The 15,806-nt window shown below is 49.9% G+C and carries 12 protein-coding genes and 5 tRNA genes; 6 read left to right on the top strand and 11 right to left on the bottom strand.

The window, feature by feature from the left end; translation table 11 throughout:
* Positions 1 to 112 precede the first annotated feature (112 nt).
* Positions 113 to 2,230, top strand: a complete 2,118-nt coding sequence (locus W01_RS00800) for a DEAD/DEAH box helicase (protein WP_173051770.1) — start codon at positions 113 to 115, stop codon at positions 2,228 to 2,230.
* The gene (locus W01_RS00795) at positions 2,223 to 3,428 is read left to right on the top strand and encodes a GIY-YIG nuclease family protein (protein ID WP_242006992.1); all 1,206 of its coding nucleotides are present in this window, start codon (positions 2,223 to 2,225) and stop codon (positions 3,426 to 3,428) included. The genes W01_RS00800 and W01_RS00795 overlap by 8 nt, the downstream gene beginning before the upstream one ends.
* Before the next feature lie 149 nt (positions 3,429 to 3,577).
* Here the strand turns inward: W01_RS00795 and W01_RS00790 are convergent, their stop codons facing one another.
* The 9 genes from W01_RS00790 to W01_RS00750 form a co-directional block, all read right to left on the bottom strand.
* A complete protein-coding gene (locus W01_RS00790; RefSeq protein ID WP_173051769.1) occupies positions 3,578 to 4,147 on the bottom strand; it encodes a redoxin domain-containing protein in 570 nt (189 codons plus the stop codon).
* Positions 4,148 to 4,215: 68 nt separating this feature from the next.
* A complete protein-coding gene (locus W01_RS00785) occupies positions 4,216 to 4,419 on the bottom strand; it encodes a hypothetical protein (protein WP_173051768.1) in 204 nt (67 codons plus the stop codon).
* A 14-nt stretch (positions 4,420 to 4,433) separates the two neighbouring features.
* A complete protein-coding gene (locus W01_RS00780; protein ID WP_173051767.1) occupies positions 4,434 to 5,093 on the bottom strand; it encodes a MarR family winged helix-turn-helix transcriptional regulator in 660 nt (219 codons plus the stop codon).
* Between the two features lie 71 nt (positions 5,094 to 5,164).
* On the bottom strand, positions 5,165 to 5,524 hold the full coding sequence (gene arsC, locus W01_RS00775; protein ID WP_173051766.1) for an arsenate reductase (glutaredoxin): 360 nt from the start codon (positions 5,522 to 5,524) through the stop codon (positions 5,165 to 5,167).
* Positions 5,525 to 5,716: 192 nt separating this feature from the next.
* Positions 5,717 to 6,379, bottom strand: a complete 663-nt coding sequence (locus tag W01_RS00770) for a thiopurine S-methyltransferase (protein WP_173051765.1) — start codon at positions 6,377 to 6,379, stop codon at positions 5,717 to 5,719.
* 146 nt (positions 6,380 to 6,525) lie between these two features.
* Complete coding sequence (locus W01_RS00765) at positions 6,526 to 7,083, bottom strand: YqhA family protein (RefSeq protein ID WP_173051764.1); 558 nt, start codon at positions 7,081 to 7,083, stop codon at positions 6,526 to 6,528.
* Between the two features lie 198 nt (positions 7,084 to 7,281).
* Positions 7,282 to 7,358: transfer RNA gene (locus W01_RS00760), tRNA-Pro, on the bottom strand.
* Positions 7,359 to 7,424: 66 nt separating this feature from the next.
* Positions 7,425 to 7,498, bottom strand: a tRNA-Cys gene (locus tag W01_RS00755).
* A gap of 54 nt (positions 7,499 to 7,552) precedes the next feature.
* Positions 7,553 to 7,628: transfer RNA gene (locus tag W01_RS00750), tRNA-Gly, on the bottom strand.
* A gap of 367 nt (positions 7,629 to 7,995) precedes the next feature.
* Between W01_RS00750 and W01_RS00745 the strand changes: the two genes are divergently transcribed.
* Both W01_RS00745 and W01_RS00740 read left to right on the top strand, forming a co-directional pair.
* A tRNA-Leu gene (locus tag W01_RS00745) sits at positions 7,996 to 8,084 on the top strand.
* 380 nt (positions 8,085 to 8,464) lie between these two features.
* Complete coding sequence (locus W01_RS00740; RefSeq protein ID WP_173051763.1) at positions 8,465 to 10,453, top strand: UvrD-helicase domain-containing protein; 1,989 nt, start codon at positions 8,465 to 8,467, stop codon at positions 10,451 to 10,453.
* A 132-nt stretch (positions 10,454 to 10,585) separates the two neighbouring features.
* Here W01_RS00740 and rlmB read toward each other — a convergent pair whose 3' ends face one another.
* Both rlmB and rnr read right to left on the bottom strand, forming a co-directional pair.
* A complete protein-coding gene (rlmB, locus tag W01_RS00735; protein ID WP_173051762.1) occupies positions 10,586 to 11,323 on the bottom strand; it encodes a 23S rRNA (guanosine(2251)-2'-O)-methyltransferase RlmB in 738 nt (245 codons plus the stop codon).
* Positions 11,316 to 13,550, bottom strand: a complete 2,235-nt coding sequence (gene rnr, locus W01_RS00730; protein ID WP_173051761.1) for a ribonuclease R — start codon at positions 13,548 to 13,550, stop codon at positions 11,316 to 11,318. Before rnr ends, rlmB begins: the two co-directional genes overlap by 8 nt.
* Positions 13,551 to 13,611: 61 nt before the next feature.
* On the opposite strand from rnr, the gene W01_RS00725 reads away from it, so the two are divergent.
* Positions 13,612 to 13,696: transfer RNA gene (locus tag W01_RS00725), tRNA-Leu, on the top strand.
* 710 nt (positions 13,697 to 14,406) lie between these two features.
* On the top strand, positions 14,407 to 15,786 hold the full coding sequence (gene cysG / locus W01_RS00720) for a siroheme synthase CysG (RefSeq protein WP_173051760.1): 1,380 nt from the start codon (positions 14,407 to 14,409) through the stop codon (positions 15,784 to 15,786).
* Positions 15,787 to 15,806 lie beyond the last annotated feature (20 nt).

Here is a 15,806-nt window from a genome sequence, read left to right as displayed (position 1 = left end):
GGTCTAGCCGGATGGGAAATTTGTGCAGCAGACTGCTGCACAATTGCCCCAGCATCGAGCAGATCGAGCACGAACTGGCAGGCGACGACATAACCACGGAGGACAATTCACAATGACTAACCCGGCCAATCCCACCAACGCCTATACCGTGCCATCGGTTTCCATCACTACGGCGCGCACTGGCGCTTCCAGCAAGGCCAATGCGCTAGGGATGCGCGCCATGCAGGAACGCGCCTATGCCAAGCGGGGCGAACAATACCTGCTGATCAAATCGCCACCGGCCTCGGGCAAATCCCGTGCGCTGATGTTCATCGCGCTGGACAAGCTCAACAATCAGGGCTTGCGGCAGGCCATCATCGTGGTGCCGGAGCGGTCCATCGGCAGCAGCTTCGCCGACGAACCGCTGAACCAATATGGCTTCTATTGGGACTGGCAGGTGGCGCCGCAGTGGAACTTGTGCAATGCCCCCGGCGTGGATGAGCCTCGCGTGGCTAAGTCTAAGGTGGACGCGATGCGCAAGTTTTTGGAAAGTACCGATAAGATTTTGGTCTGCACTCACGCCACTTTCCGCTTTGCGGTGGAGGAGCTGGGCATAGCGGCATTCGACAACCGCCTGATCGCCATCGACGAGTTCCATCACGTTTCCAGCAACCCGGACAACAAGCTGGGCAGTCAGTTGGGCGCGTTCATCACCCGCGACAAGGTGCATCTGGTGGCGATGACCGGCTCCTACTTCCGTGGTGACAGCGAAGCGGTGTTGGGGCCGACAGATGAAGCTCGGTTCGAGACGATCACCTACACCTACTACGAGCAGCTCAACGGCTATCAATGGCTCAAATCTCTGGACATTGGTTACTTTTTCTACACCGGCCCTTACGTTGATGCCATCACCAAGGTATTAGACCCGGCATTGAAAACCATTGTCCACATTCCCAATGTGAATGCCCGCGAAAGCCTCAAAGATAAGGAGCGCGAGGTAAATGAAATCCTGCACGGCTTGGGCGAATGGAAAGGCGTTGATCCGGCCACCGGATTCCATCTGGTGCAGACTAGTGATGGCTGTACCCTGAAAGTGGCGGACCTGGTAGATGACAGCGATCCGGCCAAGCGTTCCAAAGTACTCACTGCGTTGAAAGATCCGGCACAGAAGAACGATCGCGACCACGTAGATATCATCATCGCGCTGGGCATGGCGAAGGAAGGCTTTGACTGGATCTGGTGCGAACACGCGCTGACCATTGGTTACCGCAGCAGTCTGACCGAAATCGTACAGATTATTGGCCGCGCCACCCGTGATGCCGAGGGCAAGGAACGATCGCGCTTCACTAATCTGATTGCCGAACCCGCAGCCGAACAGGCCGCTGTGGCCGAGGCGGTGAACGACATGCTCAAGGCCATTTCCGCCAGCCTGCTGATGGAGCAAGTGCTGGCGCCGCGCTATGAGTTCACGCCAAAAAACATTGGCCCAAAGGAAGGCTTCAATTATGGCGAGGAAGGCTACAAGGATGGCGGCCACAACATTGGCGTGAACACAGACACCGGCCAGATTCACGTCGAGATCAACGGGCTGGTAACTCCGCAAAGCCCGGAAGCTACACGCATCTGCAAGGAGGACTTGAATGAGGTCGTTACCAGCTTTTTACAAGACAAGACCGCGCTGGAGCGCGGCTTGTTTGACAAGGAGAACACGCTGCCCGAAGAATTGACCCAGTTGCGCATGGGCAAGATCGTGCGCGAGCGTTATCCGGACTTGAGCGATATTGACCAGGAGGCCATCCGTCAGCACGCTATTGCTGCGATGAACATCACCCAACAGGCCAAATTGGCCTTGGCCCAGGCCGATGCAAATGGTAGCGGCACGGCGCAAGGCAGCACAGCCTTGCTGGATGGGGTGCGTAAGTTTGTAAATGTGCGTGACCTGGATATTGACTTGATCGACCGCATCAATCCGTTCGACGCCGCTTATGCTGTGCTGGCGAAAGCGATGGATGAGAAATCGCTGCGTCAGGTACAGGCCAGCATTGCCGCCAAGAAAGTCAGCATCCCCGAAGACGAAGCCCGCGAGCTGGCAAAACGTGCCTTGCAGTTCAAGAACGAGCGTGGCCGTCTGCCGGATATCAATTCTGCCGATGCGTGGGAAAAACGCATGGCTGAAGGCGTGGCTGCGCTAGCGCGCTACCGCGCACAAGCGAAGGCGGCACAGGCGCAAAGAAAGTCCGGCAATGGCTGATACTTCGACTGCGCTCAGCACAGGAATGGACGATGACGCACTGCTGGATGCGCTGGGTATAGAAGTCGCCCCGCTCAAGGTCTTCAGCCGAACCCCGCGCGAAGAACGCATCATCGCTGGCTTCAAGGACATCCTGCGCTTCCATCAGGCCAATGGGCGTGTTCCGCTGCATGGCGAGGGCCGTGACATCTTTGAGCGCCTGTATGCCGTGCGCCTGGATCAGCTACGCAAGTTGCCAGAAGTGCAAACCCTGCTGGCCGGGCTGGATGGCCCCGGCCTGTTGTCTGGTGTGGCAGCGACTCAGGTAGAGGTGAGTGAGTTGGACGAAGACGCTTTGCTGGCCGAGTTGGGTATTGGCGATAAGCTCGCCGACCAGAACGACATCACTGTGCTGCGCCATGTACGTTCCAGCGTTGAAAAGCGTGCGGCTGAGGAAATCGCCGACCGTACGCCGTGCGTGGATTTTGACAAGTTCCAACCGCTGTTTGAGCAGGTGGAGCGGGAGCTGAAAGTGGGCGTTCGCATAACGCTGCGCTTCGGACGCGATACCAGCATTGCCAGCGGAAACTATTTTATCGTTGGCGGGCTGCTTGCATATGTTGCCGAACTTGGCGAAAACATCAAATCTGCCTACGGAAGAAATGATGCCCGCCTGCGTGTGATCTATGCCAATGGCACGGAAAGCAACTTGCTACGGCGTTCTCTGGAGCGGGCGCTCTACAAGGACGAGACCGGCCGTCGCCTGACCGAACCAGACATGGGGCCGCTATTTGGCGATGCGCTAGAGCCAGACGACATCGAAACCGGAACCATCTATGTGCTGCGCAGCCTGTCCAGCCATCCATTCGTCGCCGAGCACCGCGAGCTGATCCACAAGATCGGCGTGACTGGCGGAAAGGTGGAAAGCCGCATCGCAGGCGCAGAAAAGGATGCCACCTATCTGTTGGCCGACGTGGAGGTGGTCGCCACCTACAAACTCCAGAACCTGAACCGCATCAGGCTGGAAAATGTCTTCCACCGACTGTTCGGCGCAGCACAGCTCGACTTGACCATCGAAGACCGCTTCGGAAATCCGGTGAAGCCGAGGGAATGGTTCCTGGTGCCACTCCATGTGATTGACGAAGCGGTTCAGCGCATTCGGGATGGATCAATCACCGAAGTGATCTATGACCCGAAGACAGCACTCTTGGTAGGTTGAGCGTATGCAGAATTCTGTGAACTTGCTCTGACAGCTTCGCGTTCTAATGCTGACACGGTGCATTGATCGTCACTGCCAGTTTAAGATCGCCATTCCGCATTTCAGAGCACTTAATATTGATGGTAAAGTTGGGCGACTCATGCACTCGCTTATCTCTGATTTTCAGAAATAGCACACTCTTCGCCATCACAACCGTCGCGCCCTATAGCAGGTGGCTCTTGATATTGATCGCTATTGGGATCGATCGCAGTCTCACTCAGCAGTTGGCCAATCGTTGCCCCAACGCGCAAATCATCTATGCGGCCGAAATGATTAAGTCGAATGCGTCCTTGCCGGTCCAAAAGAATCAGCGTCGGTGTGCCCCTCATATTAAATGCTTCCATCGTATGGGGAATGTTGCCCGTTGTTGATGGTCGATCCACAGCAACTGGGAAACGGATACGATATTCATAAAGAAACGCCTCTAAAGCCACGGGTGTCATTGCACTGTGGTGCTCAAAGACACTGTGAATACCAATCACGGCAACATCTGCTGCCGGAAAAGTTTCATGGATAGCCGCAGCCTGTGGCAGACCATGTGACACACAACCGGGGCATAGCATCTGGAATGCGTGCAGTACGACCACGCGTCCGCGTAAATCTGCAAGCGTAATAGAACGTAATGTATTGAGCCATTGAGATACTTGTAGTTCTGGAGCTACTGAGTTGATGTTCGGCATACAATTATTCCTGATTAAAAATTAAGTATTGCTGGGAGAGCCTGGGCCGCTCCCAGCAAAGCTGGCAGCTAGTCAGCTACGCGTAGATTTATTTTAGGAAAATCGATCGGCACATTAAAAGCCAAATTGACATAGTTGGTAAAAATGTTTAATACGACGTGAGCCATGATTTCGACGATCTGTTCATCGTTGACCCCCACCGTTCCCAATTCGATGACATCGGCATCGACAATTTGCGCACGGTTGTTAACAAGTTTTAGAGCAAAACGCAAAGCGGCGGCGGCATTTAAACACCTTCAAGCTCCCGCCAGTTTTGAACGGCGACGGTTGTTTGGGCCTGATCATGTTCTGGACAATCAAGACGCAACGAGCTCACAGAAAGTGGCGCATCGACCAACATACAATGGTGTGGCGTTTCAGAATCAGGATGCCTGTTTACTGCAAAGTGCTTGCATGTGACGCAGGCGCGAATTTCAGGGAATCGATCCGACTGCTGCAGCTTACCAATCAATACCAGAAGAGATTCAAACAAAGCATCCTGAGTGGACTGAGGAAGATCAGAAGCGGCTTCGTGCGCAAAACTGACCGAGTTGGAAATCCTTGCAGCCAAGTCTTGCCCTGATCTCGTTAGCCTCAATGCCACAGCGCGTCCGTCTTCAGAGTCACGTCCCTTTTCAATTAATCCTTTAGCTGTGAGCGAAGTGATGGAGTCACTCGCGCTGGCGGCCGTTACGCCCAGATGCTGGGCTATCCATGATAAACGTACACCTGCTCGTCGTGACCGCAGCGCTTCGAGAATATCCACTTGTGTCGGGTTGAGCCCTTCAGTCGTCGCAAATTGCCACGCTCCGCTGCGTAACACAGAAGCAATTCGCGTAATGGCACTGACAATCCGTTCGCTTTTTGCAGGGGTGTCTTCCCAAGGTAAGGTGTGTTTCGTTTTCATGTTTATAGTCTCTGCGAAACCCAGGCAATTGTCAAGGAATCCTAACTAAAATGTGACGATATATTTGAGCATTACAATTGCGGCAGAATGTCCAACACAGATTCAGATGGCCGGCACAAACGTGTTCCCAAGGGTGTTACAACAATCGGGCGATTGATCAGAATCGGGTTTGCGATCATGAAATCGATTAGTTCGTCATCGCTCCATTTCGGATTATCCAGATCCAGCTCTTCAATTAGCGTGTCTTTACGGCGTAGCACATCGCGCACAGGCTTGCCAATGGCTGCGATCAACGTCACCAGTTCAGCACGGCTAGGTGGCGTTTTCAGATACTCGATAACACGCGGTTCAATACCTCTATCGCGAATCATCGCCAACGTGTTGCGCGAAGTGCCACAGCCAGGGTTGTGATAGATAGTTATGTCAGTCATAAGGCTTCTTACTCAAAAAGTTCAGACCTAATCATACCAAGACTTGGAATTGTTGACTAACCATCAAAGCATGGTGGGCATCTGAATCAGCGCACCCATAATTGGGGCAAGAGCCGCGCAAAAATTGAAACCAAAGAAACTGGTACATGATGTTTCTTCTTGAAAGAATTAAGAAGAATTTAATATTTCTGCTTAACGCGGGTTATGCGTCACAAGGAAAATATTTTCCTGCAACTGGGTTATACCCTTATCGCGAAATCGTGGTTCCTGGTCGAGAATGTCCGCGCTATTCAACAGGCGCACTTCGCCCATTTTCTCATAAAGTGCTCTTACCTCCGGCTCTTTTACACTAAAAGGCGGCCCCTGCATTTCATGCTGGGGATAGTCGAAGGTAACTAACAAGGTATTTACGCCTGAAACCAAGATAGTCTGCATGTGGGCTGCATAGGCACTGCGCATCGATGGGGGTAGCGCGATAAGTGAGGCGCGGTCAAAAACTGCGCTCACTCCGGCCATATCCTCTGATGTCAGCTGGAAAAAATCGCCGCAGTAAAGCCGAATTCCTTCTGTCTGGTAGATACTGAAGGTGTCGTGTTTTGTGACTGACGCATGCAGGCCGCTTTCAGCAAAGAATGCCTCGACCGCCAATGGACTGATTTCTACGCCAACTACTTCATGGCCTTGCGCTCGCAGCCAAAGCATGTCACGACTCTTGCCGCAAAGTGGCACGAACACACGACTGCCCGAAGTAAGGTTCAGTGCAGACCAGAATCGCTGCAAGTGCGGATTAATTTCTTTCTGATGGAAACCTGTTTCACTTCTGGCCCAACGTTCGCGCCAATAATCTGTATCCATATTCATCCACCTGCCACGAAAGTATAGTCGAAATAGCCATGCACGCCGCCACAGAGGGTCGAGCTCTGTAGCATATGATCGAAATTTTGACGAGGCTCACCAATCGAATAGTGGGTCATGGGAAACAGAAAAATACAATTCACGATTCAATCTCCAGGGTGTTTGCTGTCTTTTCCGTTGTCTTCCGACTTATGGGTCAGAAACAGCGAAGCACCGATCAGAGCAATGGCGCCGCCGAGATAAAGCAGGTCGATCGGGGTCGATATCTTCATGTTCATTGCTTCTTCGAACAGGGTAACGATCAGGATCATCAGAATTACCTTGGCCAGCCGCGCTTTGAGGTCATCCAGACTCGCGATAACCAAAATCTTGCTGGAGGTTTTGCTACCATGTGCTTCATCAATGTCACTGACAAACAGTTCATACATGCCGAGCGAAAAAATCAGCATGAAGGTGGCAAGCAGGTAACCGTCAACGACTTCGACCACATGGCTGATGGTCTGGTCATGAAGAAGCTTGCGCGCCTCTTCAGTCAAGGCAGAATCGGCATAAGGTAGCATGTGGCCGACAAGGTACACCACGTCCACTGTGGCCATATAGAAAATCGCAATGGCAGCGGCCATGCTCGCCACAACGGCTACCACTACGACGAAGCGTCCGTTCCACAGCGTAGCTTCGAACCATTTTTCGATAGCTTTTAACATATCGGTATTTTATTTCCTGATAGCTGAATGCGAAAAAATAAATTCATGAAGCACTGTGAACCCACCCAAAGATATTTGAATATTAATTATTATCGAACACGGGGTAAGCAGAATTTTCTGATACCTATAAACTATAGTCATAAATCATAGTAAATAAAAAAGGCTTACAGAGTTTACGCTGCAAGCCTTTGATTTAATTGGTCGGGGCGAGAGGATTCGAACCTCCGACCACTTGGCCCCCAGCCAAGTACGCTACCAGGCTGCGCTACGCCCCGAAGGTCAGAATTATAACAGAGCACAAAAAATCCACGGATAAATTTTGGGCTAAGTACGCTTGAAAATGGAGGCGGGGGTCGGAATCGAACCGGCGTACACGGCTTTGCAGGCCGCTGCATGACCACTCTGCCACCCCGCCATGTTGCGCATGCTTTAAGAAATAAAGGGAAAGCCAGATACTTTCCCAAGAAGGTGGAGCGGGAAACGAGACTCGAACTCGCGACCTCAACCTTGGCAAGGTTGCGCTCTACCAGCTGAGCTATTCCCGCAAAAATCGAAGTCCGCATTATAGTGATATTGCTATCAGTGTCAAGAAAACAGCATCAGTTCTTATCGCGCAAAGAAACTCCCCCGGCTTGTGGCACATGATTTATCCGGTATAACTCAGCCACAGGAACGGTACAGGTCTGACTCTGTAACTCAGGAAAGAGAAGAGATCAAAAGCGTGCCATTTATTTGCTGTAATACCGGACAAATCAATTTATTGCTGACAAACATGGTCTCAATCAATTCGCCAATTACCCGACCTGATTGAGAAAAATTACGATGTTTTTGCTAACGTGGCGGGCATCTCTGTATAATGCGCGTTGTGCAATGAGTTGGTTAGTAATCCTCATTCCAAACTTGCTTTATCTCGCCCGGGTGGTGAAATTGGTAGACACAACGGACTTAAAATCCGTCGGGGAGAAATCTCTGTACCGGTTCAAGTCCGGTCCCGGGCACCAACAATCAATAAGTTGCAGATAAATTGTAACTTTCAAAAATCAAGCTCTGCTCCGCAAAATCAGGCTTGCTTCGCAAAAATGAACTTTCCGGTAAATTTGAACAAAATAAATAACCGTAAAGGTAGAGTGGCCTGGCAGCACACACAAACAGTACAAGCACTCACAATGCAGCATGTAAATAAAATTTATATTGCTGCGATCGTGAAAGTAGTCAAAACAAAGCTCCCATTCATGCACAATCTGACTCTCCGCTGTAACTTTGCTCAGCCCACCATAACATTCCCGCTAATCCGATCTTTTTAATCTCTGAATGTTGTCGCAAAAACCCATTTTCTCAACGTCAGCAGGAATGAAATTGGGATTTTTTTAGAGTTGTTCTAATGCTAAGTAAACTCAATCCCTCACAATTCGAAGCAGTTAAATATCTGGATGGCCCGCTGTTAGTACTGGCTGGCGCAGGCAGCGGAAAAACGCGTGTTATCACTCATAAACTCGCCTATCTCATTGAGCAATGCGACTATGCACCGCGCAACATCGCCGCAATCACCTTCACCAACAAGGCTGCGAATGAAATGCGTGAGCGCGTAGGCAAACTGTTATCTGGGCGCAATACCAAAGGTTTAACCATTTGCACCTTCCATGCGCTAGGTATGCAAATCTTGCGCGAGGAGGCTGGGCTGCTCGGCTACAAAAAACAGTTTTCTATCTTCGACAGTGCTGATACAGCAAAGATCATTAGTGAGCTGTTGGGTGCACCGGACAAACAAGATATTCGTATCGCACAAAGTGTCATGTCCAAATGGAAATCCTCTTTTACTTCACCAGAACAAGCCTTAAGTCTGGTAGAAAACGAAGCAGAGCAACGTACTGCATTACTTTATGGACGCTATCAGGAAACATTACGCGCCTATCAGGCGATGGATTTTGATGACTTGATCCGCTTGCCAGTGGATTTATTTCAGGGTTTTCCTGAAGCCCTGCTGCGCTGGCAGCAGCGGTTTCGTTATCTGTTGATTGACGAATATCAGGATACCAACGATTGCCAGTATCAAATGACTCGCTTGCTGGCAGGTAGTCGCGCAGCACTCACGGCAGTGGGCGACGATGATCAGGCGATCTATGCCTGGCGGGGAGCAAGCACCGCGAATTTGCAGAATTTACAAAATGACCACGTGAATTTACGCGTAATCAAGCTGGAACAGAACTACCGTTCTTCGCAACGCATTTTGACCTGTGCCAATCATTTAATACGTAACAACACCAAGCTATTCGAAAAAAAATTGTGGAGCGACCATGGACCGGGCGACCCTATCCGCGTATTCGCAGCCAGGGACGGCGAGAACGAAGCAGAGTCCGTAATAATGCGTTTGCTGGCACATAAATTTGAACACAATACGCGTTTTTCTGACTACGCCATCCTGTATCGCAGCAATCACCTATCGCGTACTTTTGAGGAACAACTGCGTGGACAGAAAGTGCCCTATACCGTCAGTGGCGGCAGCTCCTTCTTCGATCGCGCGGAGATCAAGGATCTCACTGCTTATTTACGCTTGATTGCAAACACGGATGACGATCCGGCCTTCATTCGCGCCATTACCACGCCTAAACGAGGTATTGGCAACCAGACACTGGAGAAGCTTGCGGGCTATGCCGGTACACGCAACATAAGCCTGTTCGCAGCGGCTTTCGAAAGCGCCATGGCACATCAACTTCCTGCACGACAGCATGAAGAGTTACTAACCTTTTGCAATTTCATTAATCGCATGGAAGCGCGCGCCGACAAGGAAGAGTGTGCGACAGTGATGGCAGATTTAATGAGCGCAATAGATTATGAGGCATGGCTGTTTGATAGCCATGAACCACGTCAGGCGGAAAACAAATGGGCGAATGTTACCGATTTTGTCGGCTGGATCAACCGCAAATCGGAAGCCGACGGCAAAACGTTACTGGCGATGACACAAACCATCGCGCTGATGAACCTGCTCGAATCCCGCGAAGAAGAAGTGGATGCCGTTTCATTATCCACTCTGCACGCTGCCAAGGGTCTGGAATTCGGCCATGTGTTCATGGTTGGAGTGGAAGAAGGCACCCTGCCGCACCACCAAAGCGAGCAACCGGAACAGATTGAGGAAGAACGTCGGCTGATGTACGTGGGCGTAACTCGCGCAGAGCGCTCGCTGCAAATCAGCTACTGCACCAAGCGCAAACACGGTAAAGAATGGCAGGCATGTGAAGCAAGCCGCTTCTTGAAAGAATTGCCCGCAGATGAACTAATCTATTCGGGTGTATTACCAACAGGCAGCACACCCGAAGTAAGCAAAGATGTGGGGATGGCGAAATTAGCGCGGTTGAAGGCGATGTTAGGATGACCCATATTGGCAATGCCAAATATTGGAACGAAAATTTGAATACTGAAGCTCAGAACATAAAGTGAAATAAGCAAAACAAAAATAATCGGTGAAATACGCTACTCTAGTTATTCCGTCCAGTTTGCTGCTACTTTACCCCATCCGTTGTCTTCTCGATTCAAACAAACACACCCCTGCGCTCACAGAAACATTCAAGCTTTCCACGCTGCCCAGCATCGGAATACGCACCAGTTGATCGCAGGTTTCTTGGGTAAGCCGACGCAGGCCCTCTCCTTCCGCCCCCAGCACCCAGGCTAATGCGCCGGTATGCCGGAACCCATACAGGTCAGTTTTGGCCTCGCTATCCGCACCGACTACCCAGATATCACGCTCCTGTAGTTCGCGCAGGGTACGTGCAAGGTTGGTAACGGTGATATAGGGAACCGTTTCTGCCGCGCCGCAGGCAACCTTTTCCACGGTCGCATTCAAACCAACGGCGCGATCTTTGGGAGCGATAACAGCATGTATGCCGAAAGCATCGGCACTGCGCAAACAAGCACCCAGGTTATGCGGATCTTGTACACCATCCAGCACTAGTAGCAACGCGGGTTCGGTGAGTGTATCCAGTACGTCGTCCAGATGCCGCACCTTTTGCGCGGCGTCTACGCGAGCGGCGACCCCTTGATGACGAGCATTGCCAGCCATGCCATCAAGACGCTTGGTATCCACTGGAACCACACGCACGTTATTACTTTCCGCCAGCTTCAACAGATCACGAACCCGTGGATCACGGCGTTGGGTATCTATATAAAGTTCCAGCACGCTGTCAGCGTGCTGGCGAATACGCGCAGTGACGGCATGAAAACCATGAATTACACGAGTTTCAGTCATGGCGTAGTTTGGTTTTTTTTGGTTTCTTAATTTTCGCTTCCTTAACGGGCGATTCCCCAGTAGGCAGATCCAGCACGAAGTCGAGCTTGGTACTCTCCATATCCACTCTCACGACTTTAACGCGCACGCGATCTCCCAAGCGATAGCGCTTGCCAGAGCGCTCGCCTAGCATCTGGTGCTTGGCCGCATCGAAATGAAAATAATCCGTACCGAGTTCTGACACATGCACCAGCCCTTCGATGAAAAGATCGTCCAGCGCAACAAACAGGCCGAAGCCAGTCACTGAAGATACCGTGCCTTCGAAGCTGCTGCCGAGATGATCCCGCATATAGAAACATTTCAGCCACGCTTCAACATCACGTGTGGCATCATCAGCCCGCCGCTCCGTCATGGAACAATGTATACCAAGTGTGTCCCATTTCTCTTTTGGTTTGTATTGATTGTTATTTAACACAGCCTTAATAGCGCGGTGCACCAACAGATCGGGATAACGGCGAATGGGCGAAGTAAAGTGTGTATAGGCATCGTAGCCGAGACCGAAATGACCCATATTTTCTGGGCAATAACGGGCTTGGCGCAATGAGCGTAACATCACTGTTTGCAATAAAGCGGCATCAGGCCGCCCTTTAACCTGCTTGAGCAGCTTAGAGTAATCACCAGCCTCAGGTTTGTCGCCTCCCCCAAGTTCCAAGCCAAATTCCTTAAAGAACTCACGCACGGCTTCCAATTTTTCAGGAGTGGGGCCTTCATGCACACGATATAACACCGGGTGCTTACGTTCGCTGAGGAAATTGGCGGTACAGACGTTAGCTGCCAGCATGCATTCCTCGATCAGGCGATGGGCATCGTTACGTACCAAGGGTACGATGCGCTCAATCTTGCCCTGATCGGTAAACATCATCTGAGTTTCTATGGTCTCAAAATCAATCGCACCACGTTTCTCGCGGGCTTGCAGCAAAGTCTTGAATAAGGTATGTAAATGACTGATTTGCGGCAACACGGCGGCAAATTTTTGTGCCATTTCGCCTTGTGGGTGGACCAGCATATCTGCTACCTGGTTGTAGGTCAGGCGAGCCTGCGAGAACATAACCGATGGATAGAAGCGATAAGCTTCAATATCGCCTTGAGCGCTGATCTGCATATCACATACCATGCACAGGCGCTCAACATGTGGATTAAGCGAACAAAGGCCATTGGAAAGCTCTTCCGGCAACATTGGAATAACGCGGCGAGGGAAATATACCGAGTTACCTCGATTCAAAGCTTCCTTATCCAGCGCATCTCCGGGCTTTACATAATGACTTACATCGGCAATTGCTACTACCAGACGGAAGCCATTGGCATTCGGCTCGCAATATACCGCATCGTCAAAATCCCGCGCCGTCTCACCGTCTATGGTGACAAGCGGCAACTGACGTAAATCTTCGCGCCCTGCATAATCTTCTGGCAGTACTTGGGGCGCAATTTTTTCAGCTTGATGTTTCGTGTCGACTGGAAATTCATACGGCAGATCATGCTTGCGTAACGCAATTTCAATTTCCATGCCAGGGTCGGCATAATTGCCCAAAATCTGCACGATGCGGCCTATGGGTTGTGCATTTTTGCTGGGTTGCTGCATAATTTCCAGCATCACCACCTGCCCCGCTTTTGCCCCGATATGCTCACCTGGAGCAACAAGGATATCCTGACTAATACGACGATTTTCCGCTACCACGAACTGAATGCCATGCTCCTCATACAACCGCCCGACCAGACGCTGGGTGGCGCGCTCCAACACCTCCACGATACTGGCCTCACGGCGCCCGCGCCGGTCGGTGCCCATTTCGCGTACCATGACAGTATCGCCATGCAATGCTTTATGCATTTCCTTGGCACTCAATACTAGATCGGTGCTGCCATCATCAGGAATCAAAAAACCAAAGCCATCGGGATGGCCTTGTACCTTGCCTTTAATCAGGTCAAGTTTGTCCATCACGCAGATGGCCCGCTTGCGATTACGCATTATCTGACCATCGCGCTCCATAGCACGCAGACGGCGCGTAAACAGTTCAGCCTCATGTTCATCAATATGCAATATGTGGCATAACTCTTCTTCGGCAACCGGCACACCTTGTTTTTCCAGCAATTGCAGAATGTACTCGCGGCTGGGAAGCGGATGATCGTACTGGGCACGCTCACGTTCCAGGAATGGATCAAGCTCACGAATGTTGTTTTTCTTATTTGTCATTGACAGAAAATCCTATAACGATTAACTTGTGCGCCCTCAAGAAGCAAAGTTTTGTTTTATTGCCCAGATGGCGGAATTGGTAGACGCGCACGGTTCAGGTCCGTGTGCCGCAAGGTGTGGAGGTTCGAGTCCTCTTCTGGGCACCATAAAATAAATTATCAATTTTATTCATCATGTTATAAAGTGCCCATCGGGGCATTTTTTCTTTTATTTTCATATTAGCTAGTGTAATTGTTTTCTCAGAAATTCTTCTAAGAGCTTTACAGGCATTTTGCACAATGCAATACCCTCGCAGCATTTTTGATCAAACTCAATAATTACAACAAGGCTCCCGGTAATTTGACAAAAGCGTCTTAAATTATTAAATTTTATATTTAGATACATCATGTTAATGAATGACATTTGTTTTAAACAATTTTACAGCATGGTGTGCGATGCTTTGTTCGATAGATAACAATATGAAGAAGTGGGCAGTAAATTAGCCCGTCAGAATTAAGATCTTGCAGAACAAAAAATCAAGCGCAAGTTTTCGATATACACAAATACAAAATTCAACTAAAAAGAACAAGCTACAGCTAAATTCTATGAAATTCTATTATTATTAATGATAGCAGGAAAGCTTGATGTCTAGTGAAAAGACGCCGATTCCATTAGTGAAATGACTAAATTATTTTATTGATCACTGAAAGTATGAATAGTTGCCCCTGAACAACATACAAAAGTGGAATGTTTATTTATTTTCTGGGACTAATCAGATACTGAATCAGCACCCGTGCACTCATTGTAAGATTGGTAAGCCAGATGACTGGAATAAGCATACAAACAACTATGATTTTAAACAGGAATAAAGCTTGACATGGATTTTTTCCCCATTTTTCTAAACCTCAAGGGAAAAAAATGCCTCGTTGTGGGAGGGGGTGACGTTTCCTTTAGAAAAGCTTCCGTGTTGGCGCAAGCGGGCGCATTAGTAAAGATAGTATCGCCAGAATTGTGCGAGGCTTTTAAAAACATTCCTAATATCGAATATGTTCCAGTTCGGTTTCAAGCTGCACATCTAAATAATATTACACTTGTCATTGCCGCCACAGATGAAATCGAGACCAACGAAGAAATTTCGAACGAAGCAAAAAAAAGAAACATACCCGTCAATGTGGTCGACAATCCCGATCTTTGCACCTTCATTATGCCCGCAATACTGGATCGCTCTCCCCTCATGGTCGCTTTTTCCACGGGAGGGGCATCCCCTGTTCTGGCAAGGATTTTAAGAGGCAAGTTAGAAACGCTGATACCGCCAGCATATGGCCAGCTAACTGCCTTCGCCGCCAAATTCAGGCAAACAGTCAAAGTACATATCAGCAATTTCAGTAAGCGTCGGATATTTTGGGAGAACGTGCTGGAAGGTCCTATTGCTGAGAAAGTTTTTTCGGGCAACGACAAATCTGCCGAAACCATGCTACTGGCTATGTTGAAAGATAATAATCATGGCTCAGTCGGTGAAGTATTTTTGGTGGGTGCAGGCCCAGGCGCCCCCGATTTGCTCACCTTCAGAGCACTACGGCTGATGCAAAAGGCAGATGTGGTGCTTTATGACAACCTTGTTTCCAAGCCGGTGCTGGAAATGACGCGACGCGATGCAGAGAAAATTTTTGTCGGCAAGATGCGCGGTCAACACACAATGCCGCAAGAAAGCATAAACAATCTATTGGTAAGGCTAGCAAAAGAAGGAAAACGGGTCTTGCGGCTTAAGGGGGGCGATCCCTTTATTTTCGGCCGTGGCGGGGAAGAAATCGAAACGCTATCAGAACACAAAATAAATTTCCAGGTCGTACCGGGCATCACCGCTGCATCCGGTGTTGCAGCCTATGCTGGAATACCGCTCACGCACAGGGATCATGCGCAGTCTTGTATTTTCGTAACGGGCCATCTGAAAGAGGGTGGCATGAACCTCGATTGGGAAATGTTGGCACGTCCCAATCAGACCGTTGTGGTCTACATGGGCCTGCATGGTCTCGAAATCCTATGCTCCAAACTAATAGCACACGGCTTGCCGGAATCCACCCCTGCCGCCATCGTGCAACAGGGAACAACACAAAATCAGCGTGTGGTGTGCGGAACTCTGGCTACATTACCAAAAATCGCAGAAGCTGCAAAACTTAAAGCGCCAACTTTAATCATCATAGGTGGCGTGGTGAAACTCAGAGAGAAACTCTCCTGGTTTGAACCTGATAACACTTAAGAAACAAATATTTTTGTATG

This window comes from Candidatus Nitrotoga sp. AM1P, assembly GCF_013168275.1.
GTDB lineage: Bacteria > Pseudomonadota > Gammaproteobacteria > Burkholderiales > Gallionellaceae > Nitrotoga.
The sequence above is the reverse complement of the archived record's forward strand: the minus strand, read 5'-3'. Positions and strand labels throughout refer to the sequence as shown.

Bases quoted from the DNA above. Each gene is read 5' to 3' on its own strand.
- W01_RS00800 (WP_173051770.1), top strand. From the start codon at position 113: ATGACTAACCCGGCCAATCCCACCAACGCCTATACCGTGCCATCGGTT.
- W01_RS00795 (WP_242006992.1), top strand. From the start codon at position 2,223: ATGGCTGATACTTCGACTGCGCTCAGCACAGGAATGGACGATGACGCA.
- W01_RS00790 (WP_173051769.1), bottom strand. From the start codon at position 4,147: ATGCCGAACATCAACTCAGTAGCTCCAGAACTACAAGTATCTCAATGG.
- W01_RS00780 (WP_173051767.1), bottom strand. From the start codon at position 5,093: ATGAAAACGAAACACACCTTACCTTGGGAAGACACCCCTGCAAAAAGC.
- arsC (WP_173051766.1), bottom strand. From the start codon at position 5,524: ATGACTGACATAACTATCTATCACAACCCTGGCTGTGGCACTTCGCGC.
- W01_RS00770 (WP_173051765.1), bottom strand. From the start codon at position 6,379: ATGGATACAGATTATTGGCGCGAACGTTGGGCCAGAAGTGAAACAGGT.
- W01_RS00765 (WP_173051764.1), bottom strand. From the start codon at position 7,083: ATGTTAAAAGCTATCGAAAAATGGTTCGAAGCTACGCTGTGGAACGGA.
- W01_RS00740 (WP_173051763.1), top strand. From the start codon at position 8,465: ATGCTAAGTAAACTCAATCCCTCACAATTCGAAGCAGTTAAATATCTG.
- rlmB (WP_173051762.1), bottom strand. From the start codon at position 11,323: ATGACTGAAACTCGTGTAATTCATGGTTTTCATGCCGTCACTGCGCGT.
- rnr (WP_173051761.1), bottom strand. From the start codon at position 13,550: ATGACAAATAAGAAAAACAACATTCGTGAGCTTGATCCATTCCTGGAA.
- cysG (WP_173051760.1), top strand. From the start codon at position 14,407: ATGGATTTTTTCCCCATTTTTCTAAACCTCAAGGGAAAAAAATGCCTC.